Source organism: Pseudomonas sp. PSE1(2024) (assembly GCF_050990555.1).
GTDB classification, from domain to species: domain Bacteria; phylum Pseudomonadota; class Gammaproteobacteria; order Pseudomonadales; family Pseudomonadaceae; genus Aquipseudomonas; species Aquipseudomonas aphyarum.
In genome coordinates, this window is the sequence record NZ_CP158967.1 from 2558004 (window position 1) to 2572827 (window position 14824).

The 14824-nt window shown below is 60.3% G+C and carries 13 protein-coding genes; 7 read left to right on the forward strand and 6 right to left on the reverse strand.

Annotated elements, in window-relative coordinates; all coding sequences use genetic code 11:
- Window positions 1-34: 34 nt before the first annotated feature.
- From ABTV87_RS11685 to ABTV87_RS11695, 3 genes are all read right to left on the reverse strand, one after another.
- Window positions 35-3682 (reverse strand): hypothetical protein, encoded by a 3648-nt coding sequence (locus ABTV87_RS11685; protein ID WP_433899554.1) that lies wholly within the window; start codon window positions 3680-3682, stop codon window positions 35-37.
- 268 nt (window positions 3683-3950) lie between these two features.
- Window positions 3951-4784: an AraC family transcriptional regulator gene (locus ABTV87_RS11690; protein WP_433899555.1), complete on the reverse strand. Its 834-nt coding sequence runs from the start codon at window positions 4782-4784 to the stop codon at window positions 3951-3953.
- 34 nt (window positions 4785-4818) lie between these two features.
- The gene (locus tag ABTV87_RS11695) at window positions 4819-5322 is read right to left on the reverse strand and encodes a VOC family protein (RefSeq protein ID WP_433899556.1); all 504 of its coding nucleotides are present in this window, start codon (window positions 5320-5322) and stop codon (window positions 4819-4821) included.
- Window positions 5323-5584: 262 nt separating this feature from the next.
- On the opposite strand from ABTV87_RS11695, the gene ABTV87_RS11700 reads away from it, so the two are divergent.
- Both ABTV87_RS11700 and ABTV87_RS11705 read left to right on the forward strand, forming a co-directional pair.
- Complete coding sequence (locus ABTV87_RS11700) at window positions 5585-5833, forward strand: transmembrane sensor/regulator PpyR (protein ID WP_248738972.1); 249 nt, start codon at window positions 5585-5587, stop codon at window positions 5831-5833.
- Between the two features lie 2 nt (window positions 5834-5835).
- Complete coding sequence (locus ABTV87_RS11705) at window positions 5836-6990, forward strand: NnrS family protein (RefSeq protein ID WP_433899557.1); 1155 nt, start codon at window positions 5836-5838, stop codon at window positions 6988-6990.
- A gap of 5 nt (window positions 6991-6995) precedes the next feature.
- Here the strand turns inward: ABTV87_RS11705 and ABTV87_RS11710 are convergent, their stop codons facing one another.
- Window positions 6996-7667, reverse strand: a complete 672-nt coding sequence (locus tag ABTV87_RS11710; RefSeq protein WP_433899558.1) for a class I SAM-dependent methyltransferase — start codon at window positions 7665-7667, stop codon at window positions 6996-6998.
- A 38-nt stretch (window positions 7668-7705) separates the two neighbouring features.
- Window positions 7706-8854, reverse strand: a complete 1149-nt coding sequence (locus ABTV87_RS11715; RefSeq protein ID WP_258713287.1) for a GGDEF domain-containing protein — start codon at window positions 8852-8854, stop codon at window positions 7706-7708.
- A 109-nt stretch (window positions 8855-8963) separates the two neighbouring features.
- Here ABTV87_RS11715 and ABTV87_RS11720 point away from each other — a divergent pair, with 109 nt between their 5' ends.
- A complete protein-coding gene (locus tag ABTV87_RS11720) occupies window positions 8964-9356 on the forward strand; it encodes a GFA family protein (protein WP_433899559.1) in 393 nt (130 codons plus the stop codon).
- Window positions 9357-9394: 38 nt separating this feature from the next.
- Here ABTV87_RS11720 and ABTV87_RS11725 read toward each other — a convergent pair whose 3' ends face one another.
- Window positions 9395-10225: an alpha/beta fold hydrolase gene (locus tag ABTV87_RS11725; RefSeq protein WP_258713289.1), complete on the reverse strand. Its 831-nt coding sequence runs from the start codon at window positions 10223-10225 to the stop codon at window positions 9395-9397.
- Between the two features lie 240 nt (window positions 10226-10465).
- Here ABTV87_RS11725 and ABTV87_RS11730 point away from each other — a divergent pair, with 240 nt between their 5' ends.
- The 4 genes from ABTV87_RS11730 to ABTV87_RS11745 all read left to right on the forward strand — a co-directional run bounded on the left by ABTV87_RS11730 (window position 10466) and on the right by ABTV87_RS11745 (window position 14708).
- Window positions 10466-10921, forward strand: a complete 456-nt coding sequence (locus ABTV87_RS11730; RefSeq protein WP_007956954.1) for a (2Fe-2S)-binding protein — start codon at window positions 10466-10468, stop codon at window positions 10919-10921.
- Between the two features lie 17 nt (window positions 10922-10938).
- A complete protein-coding gene (locus ABTV87_RS11735) occupies window positions 10939-13101 on the forward strand; it encodes a molybdopterin cofactor-binding domain-containing protein (protein WP_433899560.1) in 2163 nt (720 codons plus the stop codon).
- A gap of 1 nt (window position 13102) precedes the next feature.
- The gene (locus tag ABTV87_RS11740) at window positions 13103-13681 is read left to right on the forward strand and encodes a hypothetical protein (RefSeq protein WP_085608968.1); all 579 of its coding nucleotides are present in this window, start codon (window positions 13103-13105) and stop codon (window positions 13679-13681) included.
- Between the two features lie 61 nt (window positions 13682-13742).
- Window positions 13743-14708 carry a sensor domain-containing diguanylate cyclase gene (locus ABTV87_RS11745; protein WP_433899561.1) on the forward strand — a complete coding sequence of 322 codons (966 nt, stop codon included), beginning with the start codon at window positions 13743-13745 and terminating at the stop codon, window positions 14706-14708.
- The last annotated feature ends 116 nt before the right edge of the window (window positions 14709-14824 follow it).

Sequence of the window (14824 nt, forward strand, 5' to 3'; positions counted from 1 at the left end):
AGTACGGACCTGAGTTCAATTCATGCGAAATCCCTTAGAAAATGCCGTTGAGCTCCCTGAACACATGGGGTGGCATGGCCGTGAAGCGGTTTTCGCGCAGTTGGCTGATCGAATACAAAGCGCTGGCCGTACGGCCGTTGCCATCACCGAACCCCTGAAAACCGACCACAGCCCCCAGCACTTGTTTATCGAAGTGCGGATGTTTCGGGTCCAGGTTTTTCAGGTGCTGCTCGAGCAAGGCGAATCCAGTCGGGCTGCTGCCGTACTTGGTCGGTGCGCCGGCGTCGCGCACGCGCCCTACAGCTTCCGGCACAAGTTTGCGATGAATCTCCCTGATCACGTTCGGATCGGTCAGGGAGGCCTTGTTCGCGGTGTATTCGCGCAATACGCCAAGGATGTTTTCGAAGTCGTTGCCGTTGGAGGTCGAGCCTTTCAACATCCAGGCGGTCGCACGTTGTGAAGGATCGGTGAACCCCTGCGGGTTGAACAGCGAATCGGGCATGACGTCGTTGTAGGGTGGTTTGCCCAAATCCAGTTTCAGAATGTCTTGCTGATAGCCCGTCATGAATCGGGCTTTTTTGCTCTCGAGTTCGTACAGGACTGCCAGCGTTTCGGTGTAACCCTGCGCCGTGCTGCGCGCATCGTTGAGCTGGACGGGGTGGCCCTTGATGAACGCTTCCGTCAGTTCTTCCAAAGCCTTGCGACCGATCAGCGACTCCAGATCAACTGCCTGTTTCGACTGGTACGCCGTTTCCTTCACGGCGTTGTTCGCAAGATGGCGCAATTCCGTTTCGGTAGCCCCTTTGGGCAACTTGAAGTGCTTGTCGCTCAAGCGCGTGACGATGTGTTGAGCGGTTTCGATGGCATCGCTTTTCAGCAGCGCCCGAGCATGTGAAATCGTGTCCAGCGACATCCGCGCGTGGGTTGCCGAGCCGGTGTGATCAATCACTTTGAGCAGGTCGTAACTGTTTGCGCCGGTCAGGAACCTGAGTTGCTGCTTGGCCTGATGTGCCAGCGATAGGGCATGTCCACTCAGCTTCGCGACGCCTCGGCCGAGTAATTTGCCTCCGGCCTTGAGCAGTTGCGGCAAGCCCGACAAAGGGTTGAACAGGCTGAGGGCTGCGCTTGCCAGAATCCGCGAGGCCGACAGCAGTTTACCGGCGATGCTCGCGGCTTTGCTGGCGGCGGCAGCGATTGCCACAGGTGCGGCGAAAATGGTCATCGCCAGTACGACGGCATCGACAATGCAGTCGAAGATTGCGCCACCGTGTTTCTTCGGATCCCCGGAAGTCAGCCCTTCCACACAGCTCTTGAAGGGAATGATCAGGTTGAGAATCATATTGAAGATGGCATCGGTCTTTTCAATCGCCTTCTCCCGTACGGTTTGCTGCAGGCCCAGTTGGTGGATTTCCTGCTCGGTGATGTACGGATTTTTCTCGGCGATCATCCGGCTCAGGATTTCCATGCGAGGAGAGCGATAAAGAGGTGTGCCATCGCTGCGCTCGCGGGGCGCTTCCAGCACACCGATCTTGCGCACCTGAATTCTGGATTTGATGCTGGCCCTGGGGGCGACGTTTTGTAGGTAGGCCTGCAGATCAACGGGGGCTTTTTCAAGCTCTTCCTGATCGGTGAACCGAGTGTCGAGCTTGAAGAAACTTCCGGAAACCAGTGGCTCGAAGAATGCTTCAAGCTCCGGGTTGTACCGACACTCCATCCGGAGCGCAAACAGCTCGAAGCATTTGATGGCGTAACCGAGTTGTACGCAGAGAATGACCCCGTAACGCCCGGTTTCTCCCGGAATGTATCTTGCAGGGCTGACGCCGCCGCGACCGTTGGTTCTCGCCGGCTTGTAGTTCATCTTCTGAACGCAATAGACACCGATCGCCCCGTATTCAATGGACGCCGCATCCTCCGGGAGCACCTGTGAAATGGCGATCTGGATGTTGCGCGCCAGCCCACCGAGAACGGCGTCGAAGTGACTGGAGGTCGCGGTTTCGTAGAGGTCGGCAACGGGAAACAGAAAAGGCAGTTCAGGAAAGGATTTATAGATGCTGGTGCCTTTGAGACGATCCCAGTCCTTGGTGTGAAGCTCGTCACCCATGTACAGGTCCAGCACCGACACTTTACGGCCCGCGCCACCGCCACTGCCGCGATGTTTGACCAGCAGTTCATCGGGGTCACAATCCCGTTCCTGGGACTTCAATTCTTGCAATGCGAGCTGTATGCGATCGGGCAACGGCCTGGAAAACCGTTCGGCGGCTTCCAGCATCATGGCGATGTATTGATCGTATTCGAGCGTGGCGCGCTCGATTTCTTTTGCGTCGAGATTGCCTTGCGCATCTCGCGTGATGAGGCCGTTCATCCAGGCCCAGGTCACCACCGGATCCACCGAGCCTTCGGCTTGCAAAGCTGCCAGTGGCGCGAGGGATTTCGTCGACTGGCTGAATCCCATCAGATGTTGATAGGTCATTTTGCGGCTGGTGCCGGGAACCAGTGCTTCGACCAGATGCACAGCCTGCGTAGCGATCACCCAGGCCGGCGTCCCCATCTGCAGGCTGGACGGCCAGTCGGTGAAGAGATACTCCGGCGCCATGCCTGCCAGAATCATCTGCGTCACCAGTGGGGCAAGCGAAGGTTCGACGTGAAGGTTCTTGATCAGATGCGCTTCCAGGTCTGTTCGAACCTGGGCCGGACGCTGTTTGAAGTAACCTTTGGAATACAGGTCGAAACCGGCGAAGTGGGTGTTGGCAATATCGAGCGCCGGGTCCAGGTCAAGCAGTATCACGGCAACCGCCAGTTGCTCCATGAGTTCAGTCGATTGTTGTTTTGCGGCTGCTTCAGTGAGCCATCCAAGTTTGGAAAGATAGTACTGTCCGTGCCGGGATGCCGCACTTTCGATCAATTGCTGCAGGCGATAGTCCGTGCTGGTTATAGCGCCATCGCCCGGCGTGCCTTCAATCTGCACTCGTCTGCCGAGGCCATTGACGATGGCCTCAAAATCCAGCGTGCAACTTTGTATCAGATCAAGAATGATTGCCCGGTTGTTTCCCTCAAGTTTGAACGGCGACTCGTCGGGGGCGTCCAGAAGTTGCCAATAGTTTCCGTACTTCGGTGGCTCGGGCAATGTCGAGAAATTCAACAGGTCGAGCAGGTTGCGGGTGTCTTGTTCGTTGTCCGGCACTTGCAGCCCGTTGAAACGCAGCCACTGGCCGACCGTAACTTCGTCTCCTGTAATGATCCAGCCGCCACTGGAGGCGGCGACCTTGGCCAATAGCGGAAGGTTGTCGTCGAAATCCGCCAGACCCGCGACGTCGGCGGTGATCTCCTGCGGAGATACAAACGGGGTAGCGGGCCGGTCGTTGCTGGAGACCATGTTTCGATGGCTGAAGTAGAGCCGGCCATTCTCATTCAGCAGAAAAATCGCGTTTTCCGGGATCTTGCGGCGAGCGCGGACAAAGTGAAAGTCGTCGTGGCGCAGCAGTATGGAAAGCGAAACTTTGCCGCTGCGGTGGATTTGGTCGAACGCGCTGTCCTCCACGCACGGAACAAGGATTTCGTTACATTTCCAGCCAAGACGTTCAATGGCGTATTTATCACCGATAAAGTTTGCAATGGTCTGGCTTACTGTCTTCTTCTGAAGTGTGTTTTTGGAGTCGTAAGCATAGTTGTCTATTGGCTTCATGATTCAGAATCCATTCTCTGATAGCGAAATAAATGAAATGTGGTGGTTGTTTATTGATTGTCGTGTTTGTGCGGCAGACAGGTTTTTAGAGTAAGGCGCCAAGGCGAAAAGTTGGCGTGGATTAATGTTCGAAGTGTTTCTTTGTGGTGGCGTGAATGAGAGGGGTGGCTGTTTTTAAAGGCCTGAAGCACTGTTGGCGATAAATATGTATATCTTTCCGGGTATGTAGAATTAAACCGAAACGGCCCATTGCAGGCCGTTTTTGCTTTTACCCCCGATACTGCCCCGGCGTAGCCGCCAGATGCTGCTTGAACGCCCGCTGAAAATGCGCCTGATCGGCAAACCCCGCCTCTAGCGCCACATCCGCAATCAACTGCCCACGCCGTAAACACTCACGGGCGAACTGAATACGCTGGTTCACCAAAAACGCATGGGGCGTCATGCCGTAATGCTGTTTGAAGGCGCGGATCAGGTACGACGGCGACAGTTCAGCGGCGGCGCAGATGTCGTCGAGGCTGAGCAGGTCGGTGCAATGCTGGCGAATGAAGTCGGCGGCGCGTTCGAGTTTGAAGTTCGGCTCTCGTACAGATTGTTCGATAGGGTTCAGGCGCAGTTGCAGGTCGCTGAAAAACTCCACCGCAGCGCTCTGTTTGCAAAGGACGTCTTGCTGCTCGTCGACCAACACTGCGTACAACGCATTCAAGTCGTGAAACAGGCGGGCGTCATTCAAATGGGTATCGGAAAACCGCCGAAACTCAAGCTCCGCACTGAACCCCAGCTGATGCTGCAAATCTGTCAGCCACGGCGTTTCCACATACAACATCAAATACGACCACGGCTGATCATCGATCGGGTTGCACGCGTGGACGTCCCCCGGATTCATCAGCACCACGGTGCCGGCCGTCACTTCGAAAGATGATTGCTCATGCACGTAGGTGCTGCGCCCGGCGGTGATCGCGCCGATGGAGAAATGCGCGTGGGAGTGCCGTGAATAGCAGACCTCACGCCCGTCGGCGATGGCCCGCGCTTCGATGAAGGGCAGGGCGTCGTCGCGCCAGAAGCGCGGGGCTTGTTCGGAGTTCTTGGCGGCAGCGTGTTTCATCGTTGGGTTCTCGGCAGGCCAGTGCCCGAGTGTATTAGCTCTGGCCGGCGAAGGCTCGCTCGAGTTCGGCGATGTCGAGCTTTTTCATGCCGAACATGGCCTGCATCGCCCGTTGGGCTTTGGTCTGGTCGGCGTCGGTCACCATGTGCATGAACGCCACCGGCACGATCTGCCACGACACGCCAAACTTGTCCTTGAGCCAGCCGCATTGCTGCGCTTCCACCGGCCCCCCCGAGCTGAGGTTGCCCCAGAAATGGTCGACTTCTTCCTGGTTCTGGCAATTGACCTGAAACGAAATTGCCTCATTGAACTTGAACACCGGCCCGCCATTGAGTCCGGTAAAGGTGTGGCCGTCGAGTTCGAAACTGACGGTCATCACCGAGCCCTCGGGGCGGCCGTGGAATTCCTGGCCGACCTTGCTGTAGTGGGTCAGGGCGGTGATTTTCGAGTGGTCGAAGATCGAGCAGTAAAACTTCGCCGCAGCTTCCGCCTGATCGTCGAACCACAGGCACGGAGTCAGCTTTTGAAAGCGTTGCATGGCAGTCATCCTCGGCAGGTTAGACACGCTGGATAACAGAGTAGTCAGTCTGTGATCAGCTGGCAGCGCCATGGGTCGAGTGGTTGGCTGTTGTTAAAGTGGGGTGTAGTCGTATTGACTTTCGTGGGTGTCAAAAAGACTCTTACGTGCTTGTGTCAAATTGACTCGTATTTTCGTAACTGATTGATTTTGCTGGGCTGGAAATCTGGCACGCAAGTTGAATTGCTTTACGTACAAACTGATCCGCTCAGGAGTACGAAACATGTTCACTTTCTTCGAGAATCCGCTGAACGTTCTGCACCTGTCGAGCAAGATCCTCGTCGCCGGTCTGGTGATGCTGCTGGCAGGCATCTACGGCGCCTACCTCTATCAGGGCCACATGCCGATTGCGCTGCTGGTGGCGATGCATGCCATGACCATCATCGGCCCGACACTGCTGAAAATCGGCTACGTGATGCGGCTCCTGTCTCAATATCGGCTGGGCCGGCATCACGCCGCCGTAGTGGCTTGAACATGCGCAGACTCGCTGATGCACCGCTGTTCAGCCTGGGCTTCCGGCCGCTGTTTCTGGCCGGGGCCGGATTCGCCGCGCTGGCGATCCTGATCTGGGGCTTGTGGCTTTACGGCCATTGGTTCGACCTGCAACCGGCGGGCGGCATGCTCGCCTGGCATCGGCATGAAATGCCCTTCGGTTTCGCGGCGGCGATCGTTGCCGGGTTTCTGCTGACGGCGGTGCCCAACTGGACCGGGATTCCCGGCGTGCGCGGCGGGGCGCTGATCGCGTTGGTGTCGGTCTGGCTGCTCGGGCGTGTGGCCTGGTGGCTGCCGTTGCCGACCGGACTGATTCTGGCGCTGCAATGGGGGTTTCTACCGCTGCTGGCAGTGATGCTGGGACGGGATCTGGTCGCCGCCCGCAAACGTGACAACTACCCGATTGTGTTGGTGCTTGGGTTGATGGCGGGTTGTCAGGCACTGACTTTGATCGGCCTTTACAACGACGACGCCGGCCTGCAACGCCAGGGTGTGCTGGGCGCGTTGTGGCTGGTGGCGGCGCTGATGACCGTGATCGGTGGGCGAGTGATTCCGTTCTTTATCCAGCGCGGCTTGAACCGTCCACCGGCGCCTGCTGCCAATCCACTGCCAACCCGTTTGCTGCTGATCGGCAGCCTGCTGACCGCTGTCACTTTTACGGCAGGCCTCAATGATTCGCCCCGACTATGGCTGGCAGGCCTGTTCGTGCTGACCGGCAGTTTGCAGTTGATGCGGCTGATCCGCTGGCATGATCGCGGGATGTGGCGCGTGCCGCTGCTCTGGTCGCTGTACCTGGCTTACGTTTGGATGGCATTGGCAACCTGGGCCATGGCGCTGTGGCATCTCGGCTTGATCGGCCAGCAAAGCCTGGCGACCCATGCACTGGCGGTGGGCGGGGTGGGCGGGTTGATTCTGGCGATGATCGCGCGGGTCAGCCTTGGGCATACCGGCCGGTTGTTGCAGCCCTCGAAAGGCATGGTGTCGGGCTTTGCGCTGGTGCTGATTGCGGCGGGTTGCCGGGTGTTGCTGGTGCCGTTTTCCAGTCTGGGGCTGGGGCTGTCGGTGGTGCTCTGGTGCGCGGGGTTCGCGCTGTTTTTGCGGCACTACACCGGGATTCTGCTCCAGCCGAGGCTCTAAGCGTTTTAAGCGCGACGCTCGGCAATCATCAACAACGACTGCGGCACCGGGCTTTGCGGATGCTGCGGTTCGCGCAGGCCGGTCAACTGCAGGCCGGCCATGTCCAGCGCATTCAGCCAACTGGACAAGGTGCGGAAATACCATGGCATCGGCTGCCATTTGCCCTGGAACCCGTCGAAGGTTTCTTCCCGCCAGCCATCTTGATAATCACCCGTTGCCACCGACCACGGATGCAGCGTCTGGATCACCAGCGCACCGCCCGGCACGAGCAGGGCATTCATCGCCGCGAGCAGCGGAATGATGTCCTGATGCAGCAGGGAAAAGTTGGCGCAGATCAGATCGTAGTCGCGGCCGATGTCGACCTTTGCCTCAACCAGTTCTTCGTAGCTGGCGACATGCACGGGCGATGAACCGGCCACCCGCGCGGCCTCGACCAGCGTCGCATCGCCGTCCACGCCGACTGCGTCAAATCCTCGCTCGGCCAGCGCCCGCAACAGCCAGCCCTCACCGCATCCCAGATCGAGCACGCGCTCCGGCTGACGCCCCATCACCGCCAGCAGAATGGCCTGATCGGTGACCTGCCGGCGACTCTCGATGGCGCCGCTGCGCACGGCTTCGGTCCAGGCCAGGGCGTTGTGGTGCCAGCTCTGGAGGAGGGTGGATTCAGGCGAGGACATTGCGAACTCCGACGTTACGGGATGCAGGCAAGGATAGGTCAGGTGTAGTCGGCCAGTTGAATCCGGTTGCGTCCGCCGCGCTTGGATTCGTAGAGCGCGCTGTCACCTTGCTCGATCAACGCCGCAAGGCTGGCCGGCGGCTGATCGAACACCTTGGCGCCGATACTCAGGGTAACCGCCTGCGGGGTGGTATAGGTCTGGGAAGTCATCTGCTGAAACTGCTCACGCAGCGCGCTGCCCAGCACCATGATCTGTGCGTGGGACGCATCGCCCAACAACATGACGAATTCGTCACCGCCCAGCCGTGCCGCCAATGCGCCTTTGGGCAGCACCGCGCGGATCATTTCGCTGAGGGCGATGAGCAAGCGGTCGCCGGCGGTGTGGCCGTACAGGTCGTTGATCAGTTTGAAGTTGTCGATGTCGATCAGTAGCAGCGCGCCAGGGCGGGCGCTGGAGACTTCATCGAGCAGACGCGGTGCGCGGACTTCGAGGGCGCGGCGGTTGTACAGCGCGGTCAGCGGATCCCGGGCGGCCAGTTCGGCAATCTGCTTTTCCCGGCGATAGCGCTCGGTGCCGGTCATCGACAGCGCGATCAGCATGATCGCCATCGCGCCCTCGACCAGGGAAATCTGAATGATTTCGCCACGCAGCGACGCCAGATCGATCAGCGTGCCGGGAATCACGGCGATGATCGCCTTGGCGAAATAGAACGCGCCGTGGATCAGCAGCACATAACGCAACTGCACTGCGCCGACGCTCAACGATTTGCCGTGCGGGCGCAGCAACAGGCTGGCCCGCAGCATCAACGCGGCCACCAGCAGCGAGTTGGCCATAAGCATGATCTTCGACCACGACGGATCTTCGGGTAACAGCAGCAACGAAAGCCAAAGCAGGAACATCAAGTACCAGGCCCGCGACAACCGTCTCTGCGTAAATCGCGCGACCCCCAGCAGAAACAGCCAGTGCGCAACTACCAGCAAGCCGTTGGCGAACCAGATGCCGATCAGCGGATAACCATTGGCGCGCAACAGGGCCAGGCTCGAGCCGACGGTGATGGTGGCGAAACCGGCGCTCCAGAACAGCAGGGAAGGTTCGCGGATGCTGCGCCATTCGACCGCCAGATACAGGGCGGCCGCCGCGGCCAGGGCGGTGGAAATGGTGAGCATCGTGAGAGGATCGAGCGCCATGAAAGAACGGTTCTGCCTGAATAGTATTAATGGGCCACGATTGTAAGCGTTCCCCCATTGGGCTGCTATTTTCACTCACCGGATATTCCATTTTCAGACGAGGTGTCCCATGGACCGATTGACCGGCGGTTGTCTGTGCGGCGAAGTGCGGATCGAGGCGTCAGGGCGGCCCTACAGGATTGGCGTTTGCCATTGTCTGGATTGCCGCAAACACCATGGCGCGCTGTTCGCCGCGTCGGCGATCTTTCCCGAGGCGGCGGTGACGATTACTGGCGAGACCCATGACTATGCGGGGCGGCATTTCTGTCCGCGCTGTGGTTCGTCGGTGTTCGGTCGCAGTGGCGATGAAGTCGAGGTCAATCTCGGTGCGCTGGATGCACCGGATCAATGCCAGCCGACCTATGAGCTGTGGACGGTGCGTCGCGAGTCGTGGCTGCCGGCCTTTCCATTGGCCAGACATTATGTGCGTGATCGCGAAGGAACGGGGCGAACCGAAGAGTAGCCGGGGTCAGGCAGGGCACCTGACCCCGGACGATATGATCAGCCGCGAATGAACGCCAGCAGATCCGCGTTGATCGTCGGTGCCTCGGTGGTCGGCATCCCGTGGGGGAAGCCCGGATAAATCTTCAGCGTGCTGTTTTTCAGCAGTTTCGCCGACAGCACGCCGGCATTTTCATAGGGCACGATCTGGTCGTCGTCGCCGTGCATCACCAGCACCGGGATCGAGATGCTTTTCAGGTCGGCCGTGAAGTCGGTCTGCGAGAACGCAACGATCCCGTCGTAGTGGGCCTTGGCGCCGCCCATCATGCCTTGGCGCCACCAGTTCAGGACCACCGCTTCCGAAGGTTTGGCGCCGGGGCGGTTGTAGCCGTAGAACGGGCCAGCCGGCACGTCGTGATAGAACTGCGAGCGATTGGCCGCCAGTTGCGCCTGAAGATCGTCGAACACCGATTTGGGCAAACCACCGGGGCTGCTTTCGGTCTTCACCATCAGCGGCGGTACGGCGCTGATGATCGCGGCCTTGGAGACCCGATCCTCGCCATGCCGGGCGATGTAATGGATCACTTCGCCGCCCCCGGTGGAGTGACCGACATGCACGGCTTTCTGCGTCCCCAGATGATTGACCACCGCCGCCACATCGTCGGCGTAATGATCCATGTCGTGACCGTCCCAGACCTGGCTCGAACGCCCGTGCCCCCGTCGATCATGGGCCACGACCCGGAAGCCTTGCGTCAGGAAGAACAGCATCTGTGCATCCCAGTCGTCCGCGCTGAGCGGCCAGCCGTGGTGGAAGTGAATCACCGGGGCGTCTTTCGGGCCCCAGTCCTTGTAGAAGATTTCGACGCCGTCTTTCGTTGTGACATATCCCATGTTCGCGACTCCTGGAAAGTGTGAAGGGGCAGGTCTTGCGATGACAACCGGAATCAACTGTAGGAGCAAAGTCGGCACTTTGATCGAAGAATTCCCGAACGGTGCTGCATGACCGGTGGTCGCAGCGGCTGGTCGTCGGGTCAAAATGCGCTTAGCTGAAAGGGATAAGCCGAGGCGCGCACGGCCATCGAGAGCCGTAGCAGCGCCCTTCAGAACACCGTGAGTCTGAGGAAGTCCCCGATGCTGACCTTGAACATCAATGGCAAGGATCAGGAGCTCGATGTCCCTGCGGACATGCCGTTGCTCTGGGTCCTGCGCGATGTCGCGCACCTGACCGGTACCAAATTCGGATGCGGCATGGCCCAGTGCGGTGCCTGCACCGTGCACGTCGATGGCGCACCGCTGCGCTCGTGTATCACGCCGGCCACGGCCGTCGCTCACGGCCAGAAAATCCTCACCATCGAAGGCCTGTCGAGCGACGGTTCGCACCCGGTGCAGCAGGCCTGGGCCGAACTGGACGTGGTGCAGTGCGGTTATTGCCAGTCCGGGCAGATCATGTCCGCCGCCGCGTTGCTGGCGAAAATCCCCAAACCCACCGACAGCGATATCGATCAGGCGCTCTCCGGCAATATCTGCCGCTGCGGCACGTATCCAAGAATCCGCGCGGCGGTCAAACGCGCCGCCGACATCGGCTGAGCGAGGGGAGGTGAGTGATGAACAGTCCTGTATCCCGTCGCGGATTTCTCAAGGGCAGTGCGGTGCTTGGCGGTGGTCTGGTGGTGGCGTTCGCGGTGCCCGGCGGCAACCGCTTTGCCATGGCGGCCGAGAATGAAGGCAAGGTGTTTGCGCCGAACGCGTTCCTGCGGATTGCAGCGGACAACAGCGTCACCGTGCTGCTCGGCCATTCGGAAATGGGCCAGGGCATCTGGACCGGCCTGACCATGTTGATCGCCGAAGAGCTGGACGCCGACTGGTCGAAGATCCGCGTCGAGCACTCGCCAGCTTCGGCAGCCGATTACGGCATGCCCGGTTTTGGCGGGATGCAGATTACCGGCGGCTCCACTTCAACCTGGATGGAATTCGACCGATATCGACTCGCGGGCGCCACGGCGCGGCAGATGCTGATCGAGGCGGCGGCCAAGCGTTTCAACGTGGCGCCGTCGACGATCCGCACTGAATCCGGCGTGGTGATTGCCGGCGACAACCGCGCCACCTACGGCGAACTGGCGGATGCCGCCGGGCAACTGCCGGTGCCGGATCCGAAGTCGATCACCTTTAAAGAAGCCAAGGACTGGAAAGTCATCGGCAAACCCACCAAACGCCTCGACACCCCGGAAAAAATCACCGGCCGCGCCAAGTTCGGCATGGACGTGCAGTTCGAGGGATTGATGACCGCGATGGTTGCCCGAGCGCCGGCGTTCGGCGCCACGGTGAAATCCTTTGAAGGCGCTGAGGCGCTGGCGATCCCCGGCGTGCACAAAGTGGTGCAGGTGCCGACCGGTGTAGCCGTGGTCGCCGAGCATTACTGGGCGGCGAAGCTCGGTCGCGATGCGCTGAAGGTCGATTGGGACCTGGGGCCGAACGCTGATCTGAGCAGTGAAAAGCTGTTGGCGAGTTTCCGCAAACTGGCGGCCACGCCGGGCACTTCGGCGGCGCAGGCCGGCGATGCCAAGGGCAACTTCGGCAAGGCAGCGAAGAAAATCGACGTCGAATACAGCGTGCCGTATCTGGCCCATGCGCCGATGGAACCGCTCAACTGTACGGTGAAGATCAGCGCCGACAAGTGCGAGATCTGGACCGGCACCCAGTTCCAGACGCTGGATCAGATGGTCGCCGGCAAGATCACCGGGCTCAAGCCGGAGCAGGTGGAGATCCACACCGAATTCCTCGGCGGTGGTTTCGGCCGGCGGGCCAACCCGACCTCGGACTTTGTCGCCGAAGCGGTGCAAGTGGCCAAGGCTGCCGCGATGCCGGTGAAAACCGTGTGGTCGCGTGAGGACGATATTCGCGGTGGTTACTACCGCTCGATGTTCCTGCATCAGGCGAAGATCGGCCTCGGCGCCGACGGCATGCCGCTGGCCTGGCAGCATGTGCTGGTCGGGCAGTCGATCATGGCCGGCACCATGCTCGAGAAAACCATGGTCAAGAACGGCGTCGACCAGACGTCGGTCGAAGGCGTTTCAGACAGCCCGTACATCAAAGGACTGGCCCATCATCAGGTCGATCTGCACTCGCCGACCACCGGGATCAACGTGCTCTGGCTGCGCTCGGTGGGCCATAGCCACACCGCGTTTGTCATGGAGTCGCTGATCGATGAAATGGCCACGGCGGCGGGCAAGGACCCGGTGGAGTACCGACGAACGCTGCTCAAGGATCACGCCCGGCATCTCGGCGTGCTGAATCTGGCGGTGGAGAAGGCCAACTGGAAAGCCCCGCTGCCGGACGGCCATGCGCTGGGCGTGGCGGTGCACGAATCGTTCGGCAGTTACGTGGCGCAAGTGGCCGAGGTGTCTCAGGACAATCTGGCAATCCGCGTGCATCGCGTGGTCTGCGCGGTGGACTGCGGAATTGCGGTCAACCCGCAGAGCATTGCGGCGCAGATGGAGTCGTGCATCACCTTCGGCCTGGGCATGGCGCTGCACAGCAAACTGACGCTCAAGGACGGCCATGTCGTGCAGTCCAACTATCACGATTATCAAGTGTTGCGGCTCAATGAAATGCCGGTGGTCGAGGTGCACATCGTGCCGAGCACCGACAAACCCGGCGGCATCGGCGAGGCCGGTGTGCCGCCCACGGCGCCGGCGGTGGCCAACGCGGTGTTCGCCCTGACCGGGCAGCGCCTGCGGGAACTGCCGCTGCTATTGTCGGGGGTGTGAGATGAAACGACATCTGTTGTTGGGCACGGTGATTCTGCTTGGGCTGGGCGGTTACGCCTCGGATCTGTTTGCCGACGATCAGGAAGCCTTGAAGGCCTTCGGCACGGTGCAGAAAGTCTTCCAGAGCCCGCGTTGCCAGAACTGTCACATCCCCGGGGATTCACCGTTACAGTTCGACGCCGGCATTCCCCACGCCATGAGCGTGGTGCGCGGCATGGACGGCAAGGGCGCGGCCGGTTTGCCGTGCGCCACCTGCCACGCCGAAAGCAACCCGCCGGCCAGTTACGGCCCTCATGCGCCACCTGGGGCGCCGCACTGGAGCCTGCCGCCGGCCGCGCACAAAATGGCCTGGATCGGTCTGCCGCCGGATCGCTTGTGCGCGATGATCAAGGATCGCGCCAGCAACGGCGACCGGGATTTCGCCGCGCTGATCAAGCACGTCAACGAAGACAAACTGGTGCTCTGGGGCTGGAATCCCGGGGCAGGGCGCGCGCCGGTGCCGGTGCCGCACGATATCTTCGTGACCCAGTTCAAACTGTGGGCCGATGCAGGCGGGCCGTGTCCGGTGGCCGGCGGATGAGAAGTTGAGTCATTGCTGATTCGGTCTACGCTCAACTGCATCGACGACAAAGGAGTGTGTGATGCTGGTACCCGGCAAACCCGCCAATGAAGCTGTGCGTATTCAAGCGCTGCAGGATCTGAAACTGCTCGACACCGCCCCGGAGGAGCGCTTCGACCGGCTGACGCGACTGGCCAAGCGTCTGTTCAACGTGCCGATCGCACTAGTCACGCTTGTGGACAAGGATCGGCAGTGGTTCAAGTCCTGCGTGGGCCTGGACGCCACCGAAACCCCGCGGGACGTTTCGTTCTGCGGCCACGCGATTCTCAAGGACGAACTGCTGCTGGTGCGCGATGCCCGCGATGACGAGCGCTTTCACGATAATCCGCTGGTGATCGGCGACCCGAACATCCGCTTCTACGCCGGTTATCCGCTGACCGTGCCCAACGGCAACAAGATGGGCACCTTGTGCCTGATCGACACCAAACCCCGTGAACTCGACGACGAAGAGCGCGCCTTGCTGCGTGATCTGGCCGGCATGGCCGAGCAGGAACTGATGGCCGTGCAGATGGCGAGCATGGACGAGCTGACGCTGCTGTCCAACCGTCGCGGCTTCAAGATGCTGGCCCAGCACGCGCTCGACGCCTGCGCACGCCTGGAAAAACCGGCGACGCTGCTGTTTTTCGACCTCAATGACTTCAAGCAGATCAACGACCTTTATGGGCACGCCGAGGGCGACAGCGCGCTGAAGAATTTCGCTGATGTGCTGCGCATCGCCTTTCGCGAGAGCGATGTGGTCGGGCGCCTGGGCGGCGATGAGTTCGTGGCGCTGCTGACCGGCTCAAGCCACGTCGAAACCACGGCGATCATGGCGCGACTCAAGGAAATCCTCGAAGAGCGCAATGCCACGTTGCACCGGGGCTACGCGATTCGCTTCAGCGTCGGCCAGATCGAATACAACCCGCAGCGCCATGACACCGTGGACAAGTTGCTGGCGGATGCGGATGCAGCGATGTATGAGCACAAGCAGGCGTTGAAGCGTTGTTAGTGCTTTCAAGGCCTGTAACGACATCGATCTGGCATTAAAAGGTACTTTTACTGTCATTCCTGACAGGTGCCGAAGTGACCGCGTCAACGTAATAGTACGAGGGTGCAGCGCATACG

Bases quoted from the DNA above. Each gene is read 5' to 3' on its own strand.
- ABTV87_RS11710 (WP_433899558.1), bottom strand. From the start codon at position 7,667: ATGTCCTCGCCTGAATCCACCCTCCTCCAGAGCTGGCACCACAACGCC.
- ABTV87_RS11715 (WP_258713287.1), bottom strand. From the start codon at position 8,854: ATGGCGCTCGATCCTCTCACGATGCTCACCATTTCCACCGCCCTGGCC.
- ABTV87_RS11690 (WP_433899555.1), bottom strand. From the start codon at position 4,784: ATGAAACACGCTGCCGCCAAGAACTCCGAACAAGCCCCGCGCTTCTGG.
- ABTV87_RS11735 (WP_433899560.1), top strand. From the start codon at position 10,939: ATGAACAGTCCTGTATCCCGTCGCGGATTTCTCAAGGGCAGTGCGGTG.
- ABTV87_RS11730 (WP_007956954.1), top strand. From the start codon at position 10,466: ATGCTGACCTTGAACATCAATGGCAAGGATCAGGAGCTCGATGTCCCT.
- ABTV87_RS11740 (WP_085608968.1), top strand. From the start codon at position 13,103: ATGAAACGACATCTGTTGTTGGGCACGGTGATTCTGCTTGGGCTGGGC.
- ABTV87_RS11725 (WP_258713289.1), bottom strand. From the start codon at position 10,225: ATGGGATATGTCACAACGAAAGACGGCGTCGAAATCTTCTACAAGGAC.
- ABTV87_RS11720 (WP_433899559.1), top strand. From the start codon at position 8,964: ATGGACCGATTGACCGGCGGTTGTCTGTGCGGCGAAGTGCGGATCGAG.
- ABTV87_RS11745 (WP_433899561.1), top strand. From the start codon at position 13,743: ATGCTGGTACCCGGCAAACCCGCCAATGAAGCTGTGCGTATTCAAGCG.
- ABTV87_RS11700 (WP_248738972.1), top strand. From the start codon at position 5,585: ATGTTCACTTTCTTCGAGAATCCGCTGAACGTTCTGCACCTGTCGAGC.
- ABTV87_RS11695 (WP_433899556.1), bottom strand. From the start codon at position 5,322: ATGCAACGCTTTCAAAAGCTGACTCCGTGCCTGTGGTTCGACGATCAG.
- ABTV87_RS11705 (WP_433899557.1), top strand. From the start codon at position 5,836: ATGCGCAGACTCGCTGATGCACCGCTGTTCAGCCTGGGCTTCCGGCCG.
- ABTV87_RS11685 (WP_433899554.1), bottom strand. From the start codon at position 3,682: ATGAAGCCAATAGACAACTATGCTTACGACTCCAAAAACACACTTCAG.